General features: G+C 60.8%; 13 protein-coding genes. 5 read left to right on the top strand and 8 right to left on the bottom strand.

All coding sequences use genetic code 11. The features are described from left to right. Positions 1-15: 15 nt before the first annotated feature. The 5 genes from U5805_RS03845 to U5805_RS03865 form a co-directional block, all read right to left on the bottom strand. Entirely contained in the window at positions 16-339 is a 324-nt protein-coding gene (locus U5805_RS03845; RefSeq protein WP_322102349.1) for a DUF4148 domain-containing protein, read from the bottom strand. Positions 340-423: 84 nt separating this feature from the next. Then, a complete protein-coding gene (locus tag U5805_RS03850; protein ID WP_322102116.1) occupies positions 424-1,572 on the bottom strand; it encodes an acetate/propionate family kinase in 1,149 nt (382 codons plus the stop codon). After that, complete coding sequence (locus U5805_RS03855) at positions 1,569-3,950, bottom strand: phosphoketolase family protein (protein WP_322102117.1); 2,382 nt, start codon at positions 3,948-3,950, stop codon at positions 1,569-1,571. Before U5805_RS03855 ends, U5805_RS03850 begins: the two co-directional genes overlap by 4 nt. Before the next feature lie 802 nt (positions 3,951-4,752). Continuing rightward, positions 4,753-5,019, bottom strand: coding sequence for a hypothetical protein (locus tag U5805_RS03860; protein WP_322102118.1), 267 nt, complete (start codon positions 5,017-5,019; stop codon positions 4,753-4,755). A gap of 247 nt (positions 5,020-5,266) precedes the next feature. Further along, positions 5,267-5,662: a MerR family transcriptional regulator gene (locus U5805_RS03865; RefSeq protein WP_322102119.1), complete on the bottom strand. Its 396-nt coding sequence runs from the start codon at positions 5,660-5,662 to the stop codon at positions 5,267-5,269. Between the two features lie 87 nt (positions 5,663-5,749). Between U5805_RS03865 and U5805_RS03870 the strand changes: the two genes are divergently transcribed. The 3 genes from U5805_RS03870 (at position 5,750) to U5805_RS03880 (ending at position 7,682) form a co-directional block, all read left to right on the top strand. Beyond that, positions 5,750-6,658, top strand: a complete 909-nt coding sequence (locus tag U5805_RS03870; protein WP_322102120.1) for an alpha/beta hydrolase — start codon at positions 5,750-5,752, stop codon at positions 6,656-6,658. A gap of 319 nt (positions 6,659-6,977) precedes the next feature. Then, positions 6,978-7,229: a hypothetical protein gene (locus U5805_RS03875; protein WP_322102121.1), complete on the top strand. Its 252-nt coding sequence runs from the start codon at positions 6,978-6,980 to the stop codon at positions 7,227-7,229. Between the two features lie 102 nt (positions 7,230-7,331). Continuing rightward, complete coding sequence (locus U5805_RS03880; RefSeq protein ID WP_322102122.1) at positions 7,332-7,682, top strand: H-NS family nucleoid-associated regulatory protein; 351 nt, start codon at positions 7,332-7,334, stop codon at positions 7,680-7,682. 325 nt (positions 7,683-8,007) lie between these two features. Here the strand turns inward: U5805_RS03880 and U5805_RS03885 are convergent, their stop codons facing one another. Continuing rightward, a complete protein-coding gene (locus U5805_RS03885; protein ID WP_322102123.1) occupies positions 8,008-9,636 on the bottom strand; it encodes an MFS transporter in 1,629 nt (542 codons plus the stop codon). A 301-nt stretch (positions 9,637-9,937) separates the two neighbouring features. Between U5805_RS03885 and U5805_RS03890 the strand changes: the two genes are divergently transcribed. Together U5805_RS03890 and U5805_RS03895 are read left to right on the top strand one after the other, a co-directional pair. Continuing rightward, positions 9,938-11,179 (top strand): cystathionine gamma-synthase family protein, encoded by a 1,242-nt coding sequence (locus U5805_RS03890; protein ID WP_322102124.1) that lies wholly within the window; start codon positions 9,938-9,940, stop codon positions 11,177-11,179. Positions 11,180-11,726: 547 nt separating this feature from the next. Beyond that, positions 11,727-11,945 carry a hypothetical protein gene (locus U5805_RS03895; protein ID WP_322102350.1) on the top strand — a complete coding sequence of 73 codons (219 nt, stop codon included), beginning with the start codon at positions 11,727-11,729 and terminating at the stop codon, positions 11,943-11,945. Between the two features lie 2,510 nt (positions 11,946-14,455). On the opposite strand, the gene U5805_RS03900 is transcribed toward U5805_RS03895, so the two are convergent. Then, positions 14,456-15,424, bottom strand: a complete 969-nt coding sequence (locus U5805_RS03900) for a ParB/RepB/Spo0J family partition protein (RefSeq protein ID WP_322102125.1) — start codon at positions 15,422-15,424, stop codon at positions 14,456-14,458. After that, complete coding sequence (locus tag U5805_RS03905; RefSeq protein ID WP_322102126.1) at positions 15,421-16,632, bottom strand: ParA family protein; 1,212 nt, start codon at positions 16,630-16,632, stop codon at positions 15,421-15,423. The genes U5805_RS03900 and U5805_RS03905 overlap by 4 nt, the downstream gene beginning before the upstream one ends. Positions 16,633-16,823: the final 191 nt, after the last annotated feature.

Genomic DNA, 16,823 nt, shown 5'->3' on the forward strand with positions numbered 1-16,823 from the left:
CCGGCATCGTACCCGTCAATCCGACTGCCCCGACTGCCCCGCCTGGCACTCCGTATTAAACCAATAATCGACCACACGCTGCGCCGCCTGCAAATCGTCGGGATAGTAGGGATCGTCGTACCACGGCGACGGGTTGTAGCCCGCTTTCCGCAGCGCCGCAAGCTCGCTTTGATGTTCCGCCATCGTTGGCGGTGCGTTGCTTTTGAGCGCTGCAAGATCGCGACATTCCGTCGGGCTCAAGTGCGGCCCGCTCTGTTGCTGCACGCCGCCGACCACGCATCCCGTCGACAGCAGCGCCAGCGCGACAAGCGCTGAGCAACTTCTCAAGGGCTTTTCCATCATGCGTCTCCCCATGTTCGATTGATGCAATCGCCGCGCGATGCCATGCCGCCGGTCACGCATGACGTCCGCGCCCGGCTCGCCTCATAGCAAAGCGCGGCAATGCATCGCTATCTGCGCTTCTTCTTCAGCGTGGAGCGTAATCACATTCGCCCGCGACCCATTCGCTTCGCTCGCACGCAGCCCGAGAAATTCGAGCCCATCGCACACGGCGTCGCGCACTTGCGCACTGTGCTCGCCAATGCCGCCGGTAAATACCAGCAGATCCACGCCGCCCATCAACGCGGCGTATGCGCCCACGGTCTTGCGCACGGCGCTCGTGAACGCCTCCACGGCAAGCGCCGCGTCCGCGTCGCCACGTTGCGCGCGGGCGGCGAGATTCTGCATCTGACTCTCGCCGCCGGACAGTCCCGCAAGCCCGCTCTCGTGATTGACGAGCGTTTCGAGCGCGTCCGCATCCAGCCGCTCGGTGCGCATCAAATGCAGCAGCACGCCCGGATCGAGGTCCCCCGTGCGCGTGCCCATCGGCACGCCGCCGGTGGGTGTCATGCCCATGGTCGTGTCGATGGAGATGCCGTCGCGAACGGCGCACAGGCTTGAGCCGTTGCCCAGATGCGCGAACACGGCGCGCGCCGGCAACGACGCGCCCAGCCGCCGCACCAGCGACTCATACGACAGCCCGTGAAAGCCGTAGCGAATCACGCCCTGCTGCGCGTAGCGGCGCGGCAGCGCGAAATGCGAGGCGCGATCGGGCAAGGTGCGATGAAACGCCGTATCGAAACAAACGATCTGCCGCGCGTCGCCAAAAATCTTCGTGGCTTCGTCGATCAATTCCAGCGCGGGCGGAATATGCAGCGGCGCGAAATGGACGGAGGCTTCCAGCGTTTCCCGCACGCGCGCCGTCAGCACGCAATGCTCGCGCAGATGCGGGCCGCCATGCACCACGCGATGCCCGACTGCCAACGGCTGCGCAAGCGTGTGCTCGTCGAACGCCGCGGCAATCTGCGCAAGCACGTCGGTTTGCGTCTTGAAGCCGCGCGCCGTATCCACGTGGATCGAGCCGTCCGCCGCACGCATGACGAAGCGGCCGTCGTCGTGACCGATGCTGCTCGCGCTGCCTTCCACGATCGGTTTCGATGCGTCCTCGCCGTCGCTCGCATCGCGCGCAAACAGCGCAAATTTCAGCGACGACGACCCGCTGTTGAGCGCCAACACCGTATCGCGCGCGCTCATGCCGACCACGTCCAGTTACGGATCGCCTCCGAGTCGATGCCCTCGCGATACGCATGGTCCTGATGCGCGATGATCTCGCCGCGCAGCCATTCCTTCGCGTGATCGCCCACGCCGCGCAGCTTGGGCACGCGGTCGATCGCGTCGATCGCCAGCGTGAAGCGGTCCACGCCGTTGATGATCGCGAGTTCGAGCGGCGTGTTGATGTTGCCGCGCTCGCGATAACCGTGGACGTGAAAATTCGCGTGATTCCTGCGGCGATACGTGAGCTTGTGGACGAGCGTCGCGTACGAGTGGAAATTGAAAATCACCGGCTTGTCGGTCGTGAACAGCGAATCGAAGTCACGATCGGAGAGGCCATGCGGGTGATCGTCGTTCGGCATCAACCGGTACAGATCGACCACGTTGACGAAGCGCACCTTCAGCTCGGGAAAATGCTGCCGCAAAAGCTGCGTCGCGGCGAGCGCTTCCATCGTCGCGATGTCGCCGGCGCAGGCGATCACCACGTCGGGCTCGCAGCCCTGGTCGGTGGAAGCCCAATCCCAGATGCCGATGCCCTTCGTGCAATGCACGATTGCCTGGTCCATGTCGAGGTATTGCAGATGCGGCTGCTTGTCCGCGACGATCACGTTCACGTAGTCGCGCGAACGCAGGCAATGATCGGCCACCGAGAGCAGACAGTTGGCGTCGGGCGGCATGTAGATGCGCACCACGTCCGGGCTCTTGTTGGTCACGACGTCGAGAAAACCGGGGTCCTGGTGCGTGAAGCCGTTGTGATCCTGGCGCCAGACGAGCGACGTAATGAGCAGGTTCAGCGAAGGCACCGGCAAGCGCCAGCCCAGTTCTTTTTTCGACTTCTCGAGCCACTTCGCGTGCTGGTTGAACATCGAGTCGATCACGTGAACGAACGCTTCGTAGCTCGCGAAAAAGCCGTGCCGCCCGGTCAGCAAATAGCCTTCGAGCCAGCCTTCGAGCGTGTGCTCGCTGAGCATCTCCATCACGCGGCCGTCGGGTGCGAGTTCGCCGCCGTCGGCGTCGTCCGGCTCCGATTCGGCGAGCCACGTTTTAGCCGAAGCTTCGTAGATCGCGGTGAGTTTGTTGCTCGCGGTTTCGTCGGGACCGAACACGCGGAAGTTGGTCATGTTCCGGCGCATGACATCGCACAGGTGGCGGCCGAGCACTTCGGTCGGCGACGTATAGCTCGCGGCCGGCGCCTTCACTTCCACGGCGAATTGGCGGAAGTCGGGCATGTCGAGCGCTTTGCACAGCGTGCCGCCGTTCGCATGCGGATTCGCGCTGATGCGGCGCGCACCTTCCGGCGCGAGCGCGCGCAGCGACTCCACCAGCTTGCCCGTTTCGTCGAACAGCGTGTGCGGCGCGTAGCTGCGCATCCATTCTTCGACGATATGCAGGCTCTTGCGATCGGTCGCGGCATCAGGCACCGGCACCTGATGCGCGCGCCACGTGCCTTCGACCTTGTGGCCATGCACTTCCTTGGGGCCGGTCCAGCCTTTGGGCGAGCGCAGCACGATCATCGGCCAGCGCGGGCGCGTCGGGTCATCGTTGTCGCGCGCATGTTTCTGGATCGCGGCGATTTCGTCGAGACACTGGTCGAGCGCGAGGGCCATCTTCTGATGCATCGGCTCCGGCTCGTGTCCCGAAACGAAATAAGGCTTCCAGCCATAGCCCTTCAGCAGCATCTCCAGTTCTTCTTCGGGAATGCGCGCGAGCACGGTCGGATTCGCGATCTTGTAGCCGTTGAGATGCAGCACCGGCAGCACGGCGCCGTCGCGAATCGGATTAAGAAACTTGTTCGAATGCCACGACGTGGCGAGCGGGCCGGTTTCCGCTTCGCCATCGCCGATCGTGAGCGCAACCACCAGATCGGGATTGTCGAACGCCGCGCCGAACGCGTGCGACAAGCTGTAGCCGAGTTCGCCGCCTTCATGAATCGAGCCCGGTGTTTCCGGCGTGCAATGCGAACCCACGCCGCCCGGAAACGAGAAGCGCCCGAAGAAGCGGCGCATGCCGGCTTCGTTTTCCGCGCAGTCGGGATAGATCTCGCTGTAATGGCCGTCGAGATATGCATGCGCGAGCGACGCGGGCGCACCATGACCCGGACCGGAGATGTAGATCATGTTCAGGTCGCGTGCCTTGATTACGCGGTTCAAATGCGTGAGCACGAAGCTCTGCCCCGCCGACGAACCCCAGTGGCCGAGCAGACGGTTCTTGATGTGCTCGGGCTTGAGCGGTTCGCGCAACAGTGGGTTGTCGCGCAGGTAAATCATGCCGGCCGCCAGGTAATTCGCGGCGTACCAGTAGCGGTTCATGTCGCGCAGCATGTCGTCGGACAGCGGCGTCTGATTCGGGACCTCAGCCATGCGGGGCTCCTCGTGGGCGGTGCGTGAGCAATGCGGGTGCTGGGCGCGCGTCGGGTGCATCACGCGTGGATGGACGCGACTGCGGGGTCGATGCGCCGCACGCGTGACAGCGGCGGATCGGCGATCGACAGGAAAACGATAGAGCAAAACGCGCGCCTTTGCCTCGAAGCATGCCGCGCCGCAATATTCGCTCCGTAAAACCAAGTCAAATAGCCGCACCCTTACAAAACGGTTGGCTATGGCGGTGGTAAAGCGAGCGGCCCGTGCCGCACCGCGCTCGACGATTCGTGCGGACATTGTCACTGCGCTTTGAATGCGCCGCCGATGTGGAGATGACCATTTGGGTCGGTGCGGCTTGCGTTAGCCGGTCAAAACCAGTGGCTCGCGCGTATCGTCGCGAATGAACGCCGTGCGATTTGAGGATTCTTTGTGGCTGCATTCCCCGGTGCCGCTATCGACGGAAGTGCGCGCGGAACCCGAAGCGCTCGGTCAGTTTTTTTTCGAAGGTATTGTCTTTGGCATTGAGAGCCTCCATTTTCATAAGGAATCCCAAATGCTCATCGCGACCGGTCTGTGTCGATGGCGGCAAGGCGATTTACCGCTTGCCGCGCGGATATACGCATCGTTTCCCGATGTCGGTTCGCAACGGGCTGTACTGCGAACGATTCGATGACTGGACGAGGATCGCAACGCCACGCGCTCGACGTCCGCTTCGCAACGCCCCGGCTTCTCTTGTCGTGCTCTGCCTGGATGGGAGCGCACGCCAAAATCGCGCTCCAAATCGGGTGATGCAAAAAGCGACTTACGCGCCGGAATGATTCAAACACCGGCCACACGAACGCGCTTGCCCCAAGCGCAGACGTCCGGCGCTCACCGTGACTTCGGTGCCGCATTCGCAGCGGCAAACCCACATGCCGTCGCCCGCGTAACGGTCGGTCGTCAGTTGACCAAACACTTCGCCGCCGCGCAACGCCGGCGAACCGGGGCGCGAACGCCATACGCGGCGCTGCTCGCGGCAGCCGCAATCGCGCTTGCGGCCCTCTTCCACCTCGTGCAGCGCGGCGGTCACGTAAGCACCGCATCGGCACCGCCAAAGCCATACGCCCGCACCGCGATACTGAAGCGCGACGAGATCGCCGAAAGCGCGACCGGTAATATCGCGACTCGGCGGAAAAGGCCACTCAGGCGGTAAAGGGGGACGAATACGCTGATTCACAATAGCTTATATGGGATGCCGCGTCCTGTTCTCAAGCGTCGCCGCGCGCAACCCGCCGGCTGGAACTTCACCGGCGAGTCGATTCGCGCATTGTTCGAATTTAGCGCGATCCATCCACGGGCGGCACCGCGCCTTCCGACAGCGTTTGAATGAGCCGCAAGCGTCGCCGTTCGAGATCCGCGATCTGCCGGTCAATGGCGTCGAGCCGCCGCCGTTGCACGTCGTTGATCTGGTCGCAGGAACGAGCGCCTTCGATCAACAACATGCAGTCGGGAAAGCCGCGAATGTCGTCGATGGTAAAACCGGTCGCGATCATACGCTGGATCTGCCGGACCTGCGTAATCGCCTTCTCGGGGAACATGCGATAGCCGTTGCTCGCACGCACCGAAGCGAGCAAACCGTGTTCGTCGTAATGACGGATCGAGCGCACGCTGGCGCCTGTGCGTTGCGACACTTCGCCGATCGTCAGGGCTTGGGGAGCGGGCATCTTGTTCATGAATGCACGTTAGCATAAAACGCTTGACTCTAACATTAATGTGAGGGTTGACGCTCGACGCATTGTTCACTCGTTAAGGACTCCGTCATGATCGCCCGAATGTTCGCTTACGTACTGAGTGCCGCGATCGCGTTGAGCGCGCTGCCCGCGGTTTCGCCCGACGCCCTCGCCGCCCCCGCAAGCTACGTGGTCACCTCGAAGGACGGCGTGAAGCTTGCGGTGCAGGAAAGCGGCAACCGCAACGGTCAGCCGATCATCTTTATCCACGGTTTGCTGGGTAGCCATCTGAACTGGGAAGCCCAGGTGCAAAGCGCGGAATTGCGCCAATACCGGCTGATTACCTACGATCTGCGCGGTCACGGACTTTCGGACAAACCCGCCGGCGCGGCGCCGTATCACGATGGACGCCGCTGGGCGGACGATCTCGATGCGGTCATCAAAGGCTCGCACGCGAGAAAGCCCGTGGTGGTCGGCTGGTCGCTTGGCGGGGTGGTGATCTCCAACTATCTCGCGGCCTACGGCGATCAGGAGATTGCGGGCGGCGTCTATGTCGATGGCGTGGTCGAACTCGCGCCGGGCCAGATCGTCGATCATCCGGACGTTTATCGCAACATGAATTCGTCCGATCTGAAAACGCATCTCGACGGCGAGCGCACTTTCGTCGGGCTGTGTTTCAACCATCGCCCGGATACCGATACGTTCAGCCGGTTGCTTGCCAACGCCGCGATGGCGTCGTGGGACATGCAGAAAGCCATTCCGACGATGACGGTATTCGCCGCAGAGGGAGTCGGCAAGGCGCGCGTGCCGCTGCTTTTTATCTACGGCGACCATGACGCGCTGGTCGACACGGCCAGGACGCTGGCCCGCGCCGCCGAGTTGAATGCGCACATCGAGCGCAAGGTGTACGCTGGCGCCGGTCACGCCGCGTTTATCGAGCAACCCGGTCGTTTCAATCGCGACCTAGCGGAATTCGTTAAATCGACATCGACGAAATAAAGTGCCGCATTCGAAGCGTTGACGGCTCTCACGACAAAGCGAAATCCATTTGTATTCCCTGCAAGCCAATTCGAATCTTTGACGAAAACCGTGCCTGTGCAAAGCGTCAGTTGAAGAGGTATATTGCTCGTCTTTTGCCGCTCGTTCGATCGCACGCCGATCAGAACCGGCTAACGCGCCGTTACGAATCTCGCACACCCGTTGCACCTCGACGCCAACGCGCAATCTACACTTCGACGCGTGCTGAATTAGCACGAACGCTCATGGCATCGCCATGAATACTCGCTATCGGACTCATTGATTTTCCATAAGACACCTCATGAAATTGAATAACCGAATTATTTTGATCGCTTTGGCTTCCGCGCTCGGACTGACAACCATGAGCAGCGCCAATGCCGCCGGCTGCCTGAAAGGCGCCGTGGTCGGCGGAGTCGCCGGACACTATGCGGGACATCACGCCGTGATTGGAGCCGTGGGCGGTTGCGTGGTCGGGCATCATCTCGCGAAGAAACAGGCGGAGCAACAAGCCGAGCAGCGGCGCGCGGCGCTCGAACACCCGCCGACAACTTGATCGCCGGGTCGAGGAACTTGCGGCCGACGTGTGCTATCGTGGCGGCATATCACTTGCACCAGCCTACTCCGTAACTGAGTGCCAAGCGGAGAGAAAAACAGGATGGATGAAAGAAAGCGGGACAGTATCGTGGCCTGGTTGCAACGCAGAATGGCCGAATTCGGCATTACGGTCGAGGCCATTGCCGCCTCGATCGCCGAAGACGAGCGGCGGCTTCGCTCAGTGAAATACCGGGATGCGAGCGGTAACAGTTGGGACGGTCATGGTCCCGCGCCGCAATGGGTCGTTCAGGCGACCAGCGCCGGACAATCCCTCGAGCACTTCGCGGTCAAGGCGGCAAAAGAATCCAGAGAGCCCGAGTCGACCAGTCACAATACGGTCGACTGGCGCAACGATCCGTTTGCCGGGTCACGGCTCGCCACCCTCAAACCTGAGCAGATCGAAGCGCGATAAGCTTTCGGTCGGCTGTCATGCCGAGCGCGCTTTAAACGGGCGAGTTTTTGGCGATTCCGCTCGCGCGGATATAAACCGTTCCCTCCGCGTATTCGGTAGCGATAAAACGCCTTCTGGGGCGCATCCGTTTATCCGCGCGGCCGGTATTTTCTGCATCGGCGGAATGCGAGATCGCGGTTCGTCGGCGGATCGGGCATCGTTGTACATGACGATGCTCGACCTCTATGCGGGCGTGCGCAAAATCGGCGAAACAACGTAGTTTATCGACACTATCGGCGGGCGCACGGTTAATACGGAGTGCGTATTAACCGTATTAATTGCCGATTTACTGTTGCGCAGGTTCATCACGCGTCGCATGTCCGAGCGGCCGCAGCGTTGCCAACGCAACGCCCGCACCGGCAAATGCACACGCGGCGCATACGAGCGCAACCGCACGCAGCGCGGCGACAATGGCGTCGGTTTGCGTGCGCGCTACCGCGGGCGAGCGCGGCGCGCGGCGGTCCCCCGGCGCATCCACCTCCAACGGCGGTTCCGCCTGACGCGCGTCACGAGACACATGCAGCGCGTCGAGCCGCGCCGATAACGCCGCGTCGTGCGACCACACGAATACGATGCCGAGCACCGCGATCGCGAGCAGGCTCGCCACGCGCGCAATCGCGTTGTTGATGCCGGACGCCACGCCGGTACGCTCGCTCGTCACCGCGTTCATCACCGTTGTGGTGAGCGGCGCGACCGTGATCGTCATGCCGAGGCCGAGCACGACGAGCGCCGGAAAAAAGCCCGTCCAGTAGCTGCCGCGTGCCCCGAGCGCCATCAACGCGAAACCGATTCCCGCGCCCGCCGGCCCGACGGTCAGCAGCGCCCGCGGGCCGAAGCGACTCGTCGGGCCGCCGGTAAAACGCGAGAGCACGCCGATAATGACCGGAACCGGCAGCAACGCCGCGCCCGCTGCGGTCGCGCTGTAGCCGTAAGCGCGAATCAGCGTGAACGGCAAAAAGAAAAATATGCCGCCGAGCCCGAAATAAAGCAGCAGCGTGACAAGATTGGCGCCCGTGAAATCGCGCGAACGGAACACGTCGAGCGGCATCATCGGAGAGGCGCTGCGCGCTTCGATCGCCACGAAGGCGGCAAGCACGAGCACGCCGCCGCCGATCGCCGACTGCACGACCGGATGCGCGAAGCCGTGTGCTGAAGCCTCGGTCAGACCGAACGTGAGCGCCGCGAGCCCCGCCGCCGCGCTCAGCGCGCCGGGCCAGTCGAGCGGTTGCGCCGCATCGACTCTATGGCTGTCGGGCACGGACGGCATCGCGAGCGCGATCGTGAGCACCGCAATCGGCACGTTCAGAAAGAAGATCGCGCGCCAGGAGAACGCGTCGACGAGCCAGCCGCCCGCGACCGGCCCCACCGCCGACGTGATCGCGCCGACGCCGGCCCATGTGCCGATCGCGCGTCCGCGCGCGGCGTCGTCGAACACCGCGCCGATGATCGCGAGACTGCTGGGCACGAGCAACGCCGCACCCACGCCTTGCACCGCGCGCGCGCCGATCAGCGCCGCTGCGTTCGGCGCGAGCCCGCAGGCGGCGGACGCCAGCGTGAAAAGTGCGATGCCCGCGACGAATACGGTGCGGCGGCCGAGCTTGTCGCCCATCGACCCGCCGACCAGCACCAGCGAGCCGAGGAACAGCAGATACGCGTTGACAACCCACTGCATGGCCGCGACGCTGGCGCCGAGTTCGCTCTGAATGGACGGCAGCGCGACGTTGACGACGGAGCCGTCGATGAATGCCATGCTTGAACCGAGGATCGTGGCGGCAAGCGCGAGGCGCTTGCGCCGGCATGGGCGATCGACGGCATTCGGCTGCGCACGGATCACGAGTTCGTCGCAGGGGGCCGCCTGCGCGGCAATCGCGTGCGTTTTCGCGGGCTTGCGATCGGAAAGGTCCGGTTTGGCCACGCTGGCTCCCACGCTGATCGAGGTTGCTAGAGTCTGTTCGCGCGGACGTAGTCAGTCAACTCGCGGGACGGCGAATTCGCTGTTGCGGCGCCGATCGAATCGTTGCCTTGCATCGTTTGCCGGAAGTTGCCGGCTGCGGCGGACCGACTTGGCAGTTAGTTGCATAGAGGGGCGGCACGCGATCGCGAAGTTCGTCGCGCCGAAGCTCTCGCGTGCCGGCCGAAAGACGCGTCAAAACCTCCGCGCGCCAAGGTTACGGGCGATAATCGGCCTGAAGCAATCGACCTGAATTGGAGATGGGATGGGCAAGCAAGGATTCACCACTGGCATCGTTCACGGCGACAGGATTTCGGGCAGCGAGCACGGCGGCGTGCGCCAGCCGATCCACACGTCCGTGCAATACGGATTCGAGCGCGTCGAGGATCTGATCGGCGTATTTCAGGGCACGAAAAAAGGCGGCTTCAATTACGCGCGCCAGGGCACGCCCACCACCGCCGCGCTCGAGCGCAAGATCACCAGCCTCGAGGAAGGCGCGGGCACGATCTGCTTCGGCACCGGCATGGCCGCGATCACCGCGACGTTTCTCACGTTGCTGCGCGCGGGCGATCACCTCGTGTCGAGCCGCTATGTGTTCGGCAACACCAACAGCCTGTTCGGCACGTTACGCTCGCTGGGCGTTGAGGTCACGACGGTCGATGCCTGCGACGCGGCGAATGTCAGAAACGCGATCCGCCCGAACACGCGCATGGTGTTCGTCGAAACCATCGCGAATCCGGGCACGCAGATTCCCGACCTGCAAGGCATCGGCGAAATTTGCCGCGAGCGCGGCATCGTCTACGTGGTCGACAACACCATCACCTCGCCCGCGTTGTTCAAGCCGAAAGCGGTGGGCGCGAGCCTCGTCATCAATTCGCTGACGAAGACGATCGCGGGCCACGGCGCGGCGTTGGGCGGCGCGGTGACCGACACGGGTTTGTTCGACTGGAGCGCGTATCCGAACATTGCCGACGACTACCGACGTTCGGCGGCGAAGGATCAAGGGCTGTTGCAGATTCGCAAGAAGGGGCTGCGCGACATGGGCGCGGCGCTTTCTTCCGAGCAGGCGCACAGCATTGCGATGGGCGCGGAAACGCTCGCCTTGCGCGTGAAGCAAAGCAGCGACAACGCGCTCGCGCTCGCGCAATTTCTCGAAGCGCACGAAGCGATCGGCAAGGTGTTTTATCCGGGCTTGGAGAGCCACCCGCAATACGAGATCGCGCAGACGCTGTTCAAGGGCGCGTCGTGGCTGCTGTCGTTCGAACTGCTCAATGCCGACCGCATGATCGACGTCGTGAACGCGCTTCAGTTGCCGATCAAGGCGACCGGTCTTGGCGACACGCGCACGCTCATCATTCCCGTTGCGCCGACGATCTTCTTCGAGGCCGGCGCGCAAACGCGCAAGGAAATGGGCATTTCCGACGGCATGCTGCGTCTGTCCGCCGGGATCGAAGATACCGACGATCTGATCGCGGACTTCGCGCAGGCGCTCAAATTGGCGGCGTAACCGCTCGCGGCGCGCGGCGTCATCGCCTGGTGGGCCGCTATGGCGCGCGGACTTTCGATGAGGCACCGCAGCCGCGCCATCGACCGTCGATTTATCGGATGGCGTTCGCAACCGATGCGGCTCCATCCTCTCTTGCGATCCTCGGCGAGCCACCGAACCTCTAGCGCGACGACACAGACGATTTCGTTTCGGGCGCCAACGGACGGGGATTGCAGCCAACCCTTCGTATCGCAAATGCAGTTCGGCCCGAGATACCTTGGCAACCGAAGCGCTCCTCGTTGCGACCATAAATACGCCCGACTTGCGACCGCGACATTGCCGGCATGCGTCGCGGTGCTCGCACCGCTTACGTCGTGGTTGTGCGTCAGGTCGTGAATCTTTTCGCGTATCCGTGCTGATTTCGCGGCCTGGGTTTGCGTTGCTTCAAGCGTCGCGACGAATCAAGATCGCGCACGAATGCACACGGTGGCGCGCACGCTGCGAGTCATAATAGGCACTCGAATTGCGGTACGAGCCGCACGCTTGCGTGTCCACCGAGACCATTTTTATGGAACGAGAGTCATATAAAGGTTATGTGCTGTGGGGCCACGCCATCGCACAACAAGCCGAACTGCTCGAACCGGAGCGCTACGCGGCAAGCGGCACGATCACCCTTGGCCACAAACTGGTTGAAGCCTCCGGCATTCTGGACCTGTTCAATTCCGAAGAGGAAGCGCAGGACGTTGGGTTGGCCTGGGCACGCGCATGGGTTGACACGCATGGCTAATGCCAAGCGAGCGACGTCGTTCGGCTCAGGCTTTATCTGTGGAGATTCGATGGCACTGGTTATGTGAGCGATGAACGAAAGCAGGGATACCGGGTGGTGGCGTCGGTCGCTTAATGATTTGGTTTCGTTTTGCGTTGGTGGTTCGCGTGCGGCGATTGAGACACTGCCGCGTAAGCGGCTCGACTAGCGTGGTGCTTACCGCGCAACTTCATATTCATGTGTATGGTGACGTCGCAGCTTCGCGGACGTCGGTGAAAATTCGAGTTCATGACTGATCGGCGGCGAATTTTGCGCGCGGTGTCGTAAGCGACGCTCGCGGCGGGGCGAGTCTGTTTTTCTATTGCCAAATCTGGTCACGTTGAATGTGCGGCACGTGGGAACCTTGATTTGCGCAAGCGCCACGACACCCAGCGCAAATTCCCTCCAACGGTCGGTCCTTGCTGGGGGATATTTTGACTTTGCGCCTCAGGTCTCCGCTACAAATTACGTATTTTTTGATACATGACGGCGTATCGGGACTAAACTTCGCTGCCACTTAATGGCTAAATGAGATTTCCGACTTCTATCGTCCCTTTTTTCGTGAAACATGGGACGCTAATTTCGCTTAAATCCTTGTTCTGTCTGCCTTTATTGTGGCTCATGGTTTTCTTTACATTGTTCCACGGATTTTCGGTGTGAAAAGTCAGTACGAAAAGCTTGCTGGCGACAGCGGGAGCCATCGTCAGTTGCGTGCTTCCTGACCAAGCGAAGATGGAACGTGACAAAAATGAGCTCACCCAACAAAATTGATCCGTTAGTTGCAACAAATTGTATTGTAGAGGCGGGCTTTTTCGCTTGGCGGGCCGTTTCCGCACGAGACAATTGTGTCTATACAGATAGCGAACTGCTCCCTGGTGCGAGATAAAGGTGGCCTGTCTTTGTACCCGTCGAGCATCCAAGCAAGGAGGCGGGGTGCTGAGTTGAATCGTGGTTGGATCCTTCATCGACCACTTGGCTCCCTGCTCGATCGCTATATATTTGGGAGACGTATTGGCCGTCATGGTAGGAAGCGCTCCTTGGCGGCCCGAGCGCCAGTGGCGCGGCGAACGAGTGCCTCGGCGTGGTTCTTTCAAGGATGACTGGCTAATACCTATAAAGAACCTTTAACTCCGCGCCGCGCGTGTTCTTCAGATGTACCCGGAGTTCCCATTGCATCTCACTTAAGGTCGATTGGTATCAAAAAGCGAAGGCCACGACCAAGTTTAAAAGGGCGGCTGTTTGAATTCCCCGCCCTGTCCTCAATGCCGTCGACAACTTTAGCCAGTAGCTTTTGATGAAGCCGGCCTTCATGGAAAGCATCCAGTGGCTACCGTCGCAACATGAATTGTGGCAGCCTATTCATGCGTCAACGTCTCACGCCATGGATGTGCTGCCCCGCCGTTGCAGCGTGCATCCGCACACCTGCTGAGTAGGCGCACTGGCAATCCGAGCACTGAATCGGACGGATATATAAGCAGTTAGCACGACGCTATAACCGCAACCAATCAATTTGGGTGCAGTTTTATCCGGCTTCGACGGGGTCTTCCGCCAAATTTCCCCCAAAGCATCCAAACGAAACGCACACGAAACACCGACGTTCCCGAGTACGCGCCGCATTCGCATCAGGCCCGCGCCGATAGCGCTACCTACCTCTCGATGCGTGTCCCTGACGAGCGACGCATCGACATTCCACGAACGGAAATTTGATGTGCAACACTGAAGGCGACATCGTATGGCACCTGCGCCTACAGCCGAACAAAATTATCCTTGTGGCATACCGGACGGGATTGGCCAATGACGTGTGCGGTTCAAGGCGGGCGGCAAGTGTAAGTTCAACGACCGCATTTGGCTCCCTGTGTGGATAAGTATCGCGCGATTGCAATGCGGCACGCGCTAGTTCAGCGCCTCCGTTTATGCTCGCGCAGTGGCCATCTCTCCGCTATGGGTTTATTTTTCTCGCAATTAGCTAAGGGGGGCAGCCACAAAGATTGGCCCTGACGAAGCTATGCCGGACCAGCACTGCTCAGTCCATAGTATGGACTCTCGACGACTCCGGGCACTTACAGTCCGAGCAACTCGGTGCATTCGCTTCGGCCGCCCGAACAAAATTGGCTAGCGATGCGCGAGGCCCGGTCAGAACCCAGTGATATTGCGGTCGCCTCGCTGCGGTGCTGCCTGATGTGAAGTGTGTCCAAAGCAAATGCCCGCACCCTTCGCGCGCAATGGACGTTACACTTCGAGAGCTCGCTTAACGCATATCCGGACCAATCGAACGAGTCCATACTATGGACTCGAAAACCGCGACGTGAACCGAGAAAGGCAAACCTCCCGCGACGGCCACCACCCACTTAGGTCGCGGTCAACCCGGAACACATCTCACGGCCAACCATCGAGTCCATACTATGGACTCAATCCAACCCCGTCCAAAACGACCACCCCAACAAAAAGCCCGCACAAGGGCGGGCGATCTTTGATCCAACAGCTACGCCCGCTTACTTCGGCCGATGCTGAAACGTCTGGCTGATAAGACTCCTAATCTGCGCTTCAAGTTCTTCCGTCATCACTCCGGGCTTAAACTTGACCGCAAAACCATTGGCGTCCTTCGTTATGGACCCGGCGTGTTCTTTCCCCGCAAAGAACTTGTCAATGCTCCGCTCGTGAGATCCGGCCGGCGCTACACCGCGCGTAGCCAGTGTCTTGATTGCCGCCGCCGCTTTCCCTTGTGGCAAATCGCCGGAAACCACTTCAGGCCAAACCTCCTTCGCGGCGGCCAGCCCTGCATCGCCGAATTTTCGGATTGTCGACGCGATGGCATCCGCCGCATTGGCGCCAAGCAAACGCGGTTGGATATCGAGATCGTGAAGAATGAATGGCGGCAATTTTGCGAAACTCAAAAATTGGAACAGTCCCGAGCGCGACAGCCCTAACGCCTCGGCCAACCGCTTACGGTCGGGAAACTCCTTTTCGGTGCGCTTGATCGAAACGCTAATCTCGTAATCGCTCAGATCGTCGCGGCTTACGTTCTCGACCAGCGCCAGCACCGCCATGTCCGAGTCCGAGCATTCCACAACGACGCCCTTGATCATTTCCAGATCCAGCATCTTGTGGACACGCCACCGCCGCTCGCCTGCAACAATCTGATATCCGGACTCCACGCGTCGCACGACAATCGGCTGAACCAGGCCCACTTCGCGCACCGACTCGGCAAGCTCGCTGAGTCGCGCGTCATTAAACACGCGTCGCGGTTGCCACGGGTTCGGCACGATGTCAGCGACCGGCAGTTGAGACGCGACGCCGGCGGCCTCCAGTTCCTGAATGCGCAGTTGCGCAACGGCAAGCGCACCGGCCATCCCAGGTGCTGTCTGCGTCCGCTCGGTGCGCCGGACTTCGCCTTCCGCAATTGCCGAAGTTTTCCGGATACCAGCGGTCTTCGCCAAAAGCTGTTCACGCATATTGCTCATTGCGCGGTCCTCCATTTTTCTTCGTAAATTTCATCTAGCCAACGGCAGTAGTCGATCAGCGGCTGACGCACGCGCTGCAATGCCTTTGCCGCGCTATGGCTGCTGCTGATATCGAATACTGTGGAAAAAGCCAGCGCCCCCGTGCTCATTACCGAGCTCGCGGGCACCTCAATGGCATGCAGCCAGTTTTCGTACGCGCTTTCGGCCCAGGCTCGCACGATGGGCGCCGACGACGTTCGTCCGTAGTCGACCCGCGACAACAGCAGGGAGATAAAATCGTACTTCTTGCCTTGCTCGTACTTGATAAAGCTTTTCGATACATCCGAGAACAACCGCCAGAACGACAGCGAACTGATGAAGTCCAGGTTTTCGGGAACCATCGGCATCACAAGCGCATCGGCGGCCAGCAGCGCATTCAGGTTCATATACGAAAGCGATGGCGACGTATCCATCAGAATGTAGTCGTACTTCTTGCGCAACGGCTCCAGTCCCTCACGCAACACCGTCCAAAACTTGAACCCCGGCTTGATTTTCTGCATGGCCGGCAAATGGAACTCCGCCCCGATCAATTCGGTATGCGCGGGGATGACGTCCAGGCCATCCCAATACGTCGACTGTATGCGGGCGCCAAGACCGCCTTCGATTTCCTGATCGTAGATGTAGGGCAGTACGGTGTCTTCCGGTGTCACGTCCTTCTCGGCGTAGAGTCCGCACAATTCCGAAAGCGAAGCCTGCGGGTCCAGGTCCACGACCAACACCTTGCGGCCGCGAAGCGTCAGGCCTTGAGCGAGGCACATTGTTGTCGTAGTCTTGGCGGAGCCGCCCTTGAGCTGGGCGGTAATAATGATTTTGCCGTCCGGCTCCCTGGTGCCGGTTACCAGCGGAGTCTGGTAGATGTCGGAGACTTTTTGCACCCAGATTCGCGCTTCTTCCAGGGTGAAAGTGCGCGTGCGGCCGGTGCCCGCAGCCGTGCCAGGCGGAAGCTCGCCATCACCCTTGGTTGCGAGATACTGAACTTGCGAGTGCGTGATATTGCACATCGCCGCGATCTCGCCGGTCTTGAAAACCGGAGCAGCCTTTCGCGGGCGCGGCGCGAGGATCGTTTCCCGCAGCTCATCCGTAAAAATGGATACTTTTTCGGCGAACTCGCTGATTTGTTCTAACAGCACAGTTCGGTCAACAGCAGGAAGTTGGCTTGTTTTTACCATTCTGAGGTTTTCGAAGAAATTTCGATAAAGCTCAGAATACAGGAAACGCTTGCAATTTGCGATCTAATTTCATGTAAACATGTGATTTTTCTGGATATTTTCGCAAATTTGCCAGATCGGAACCAAACGTAACGAACCTGCCGAGCACAAACGGACTCACCTTCGGTCCGTTTTCATCGCACCGATGACTG

Source organism: Paraburkholderia sp. J41 (genome assembly GCF_905220235.1).
GTDB lineage: Bacteria > Pseudomonadota > Gammaproteobacteria > Burkholderiales > Burkholderiaceae > Paraburkholderia.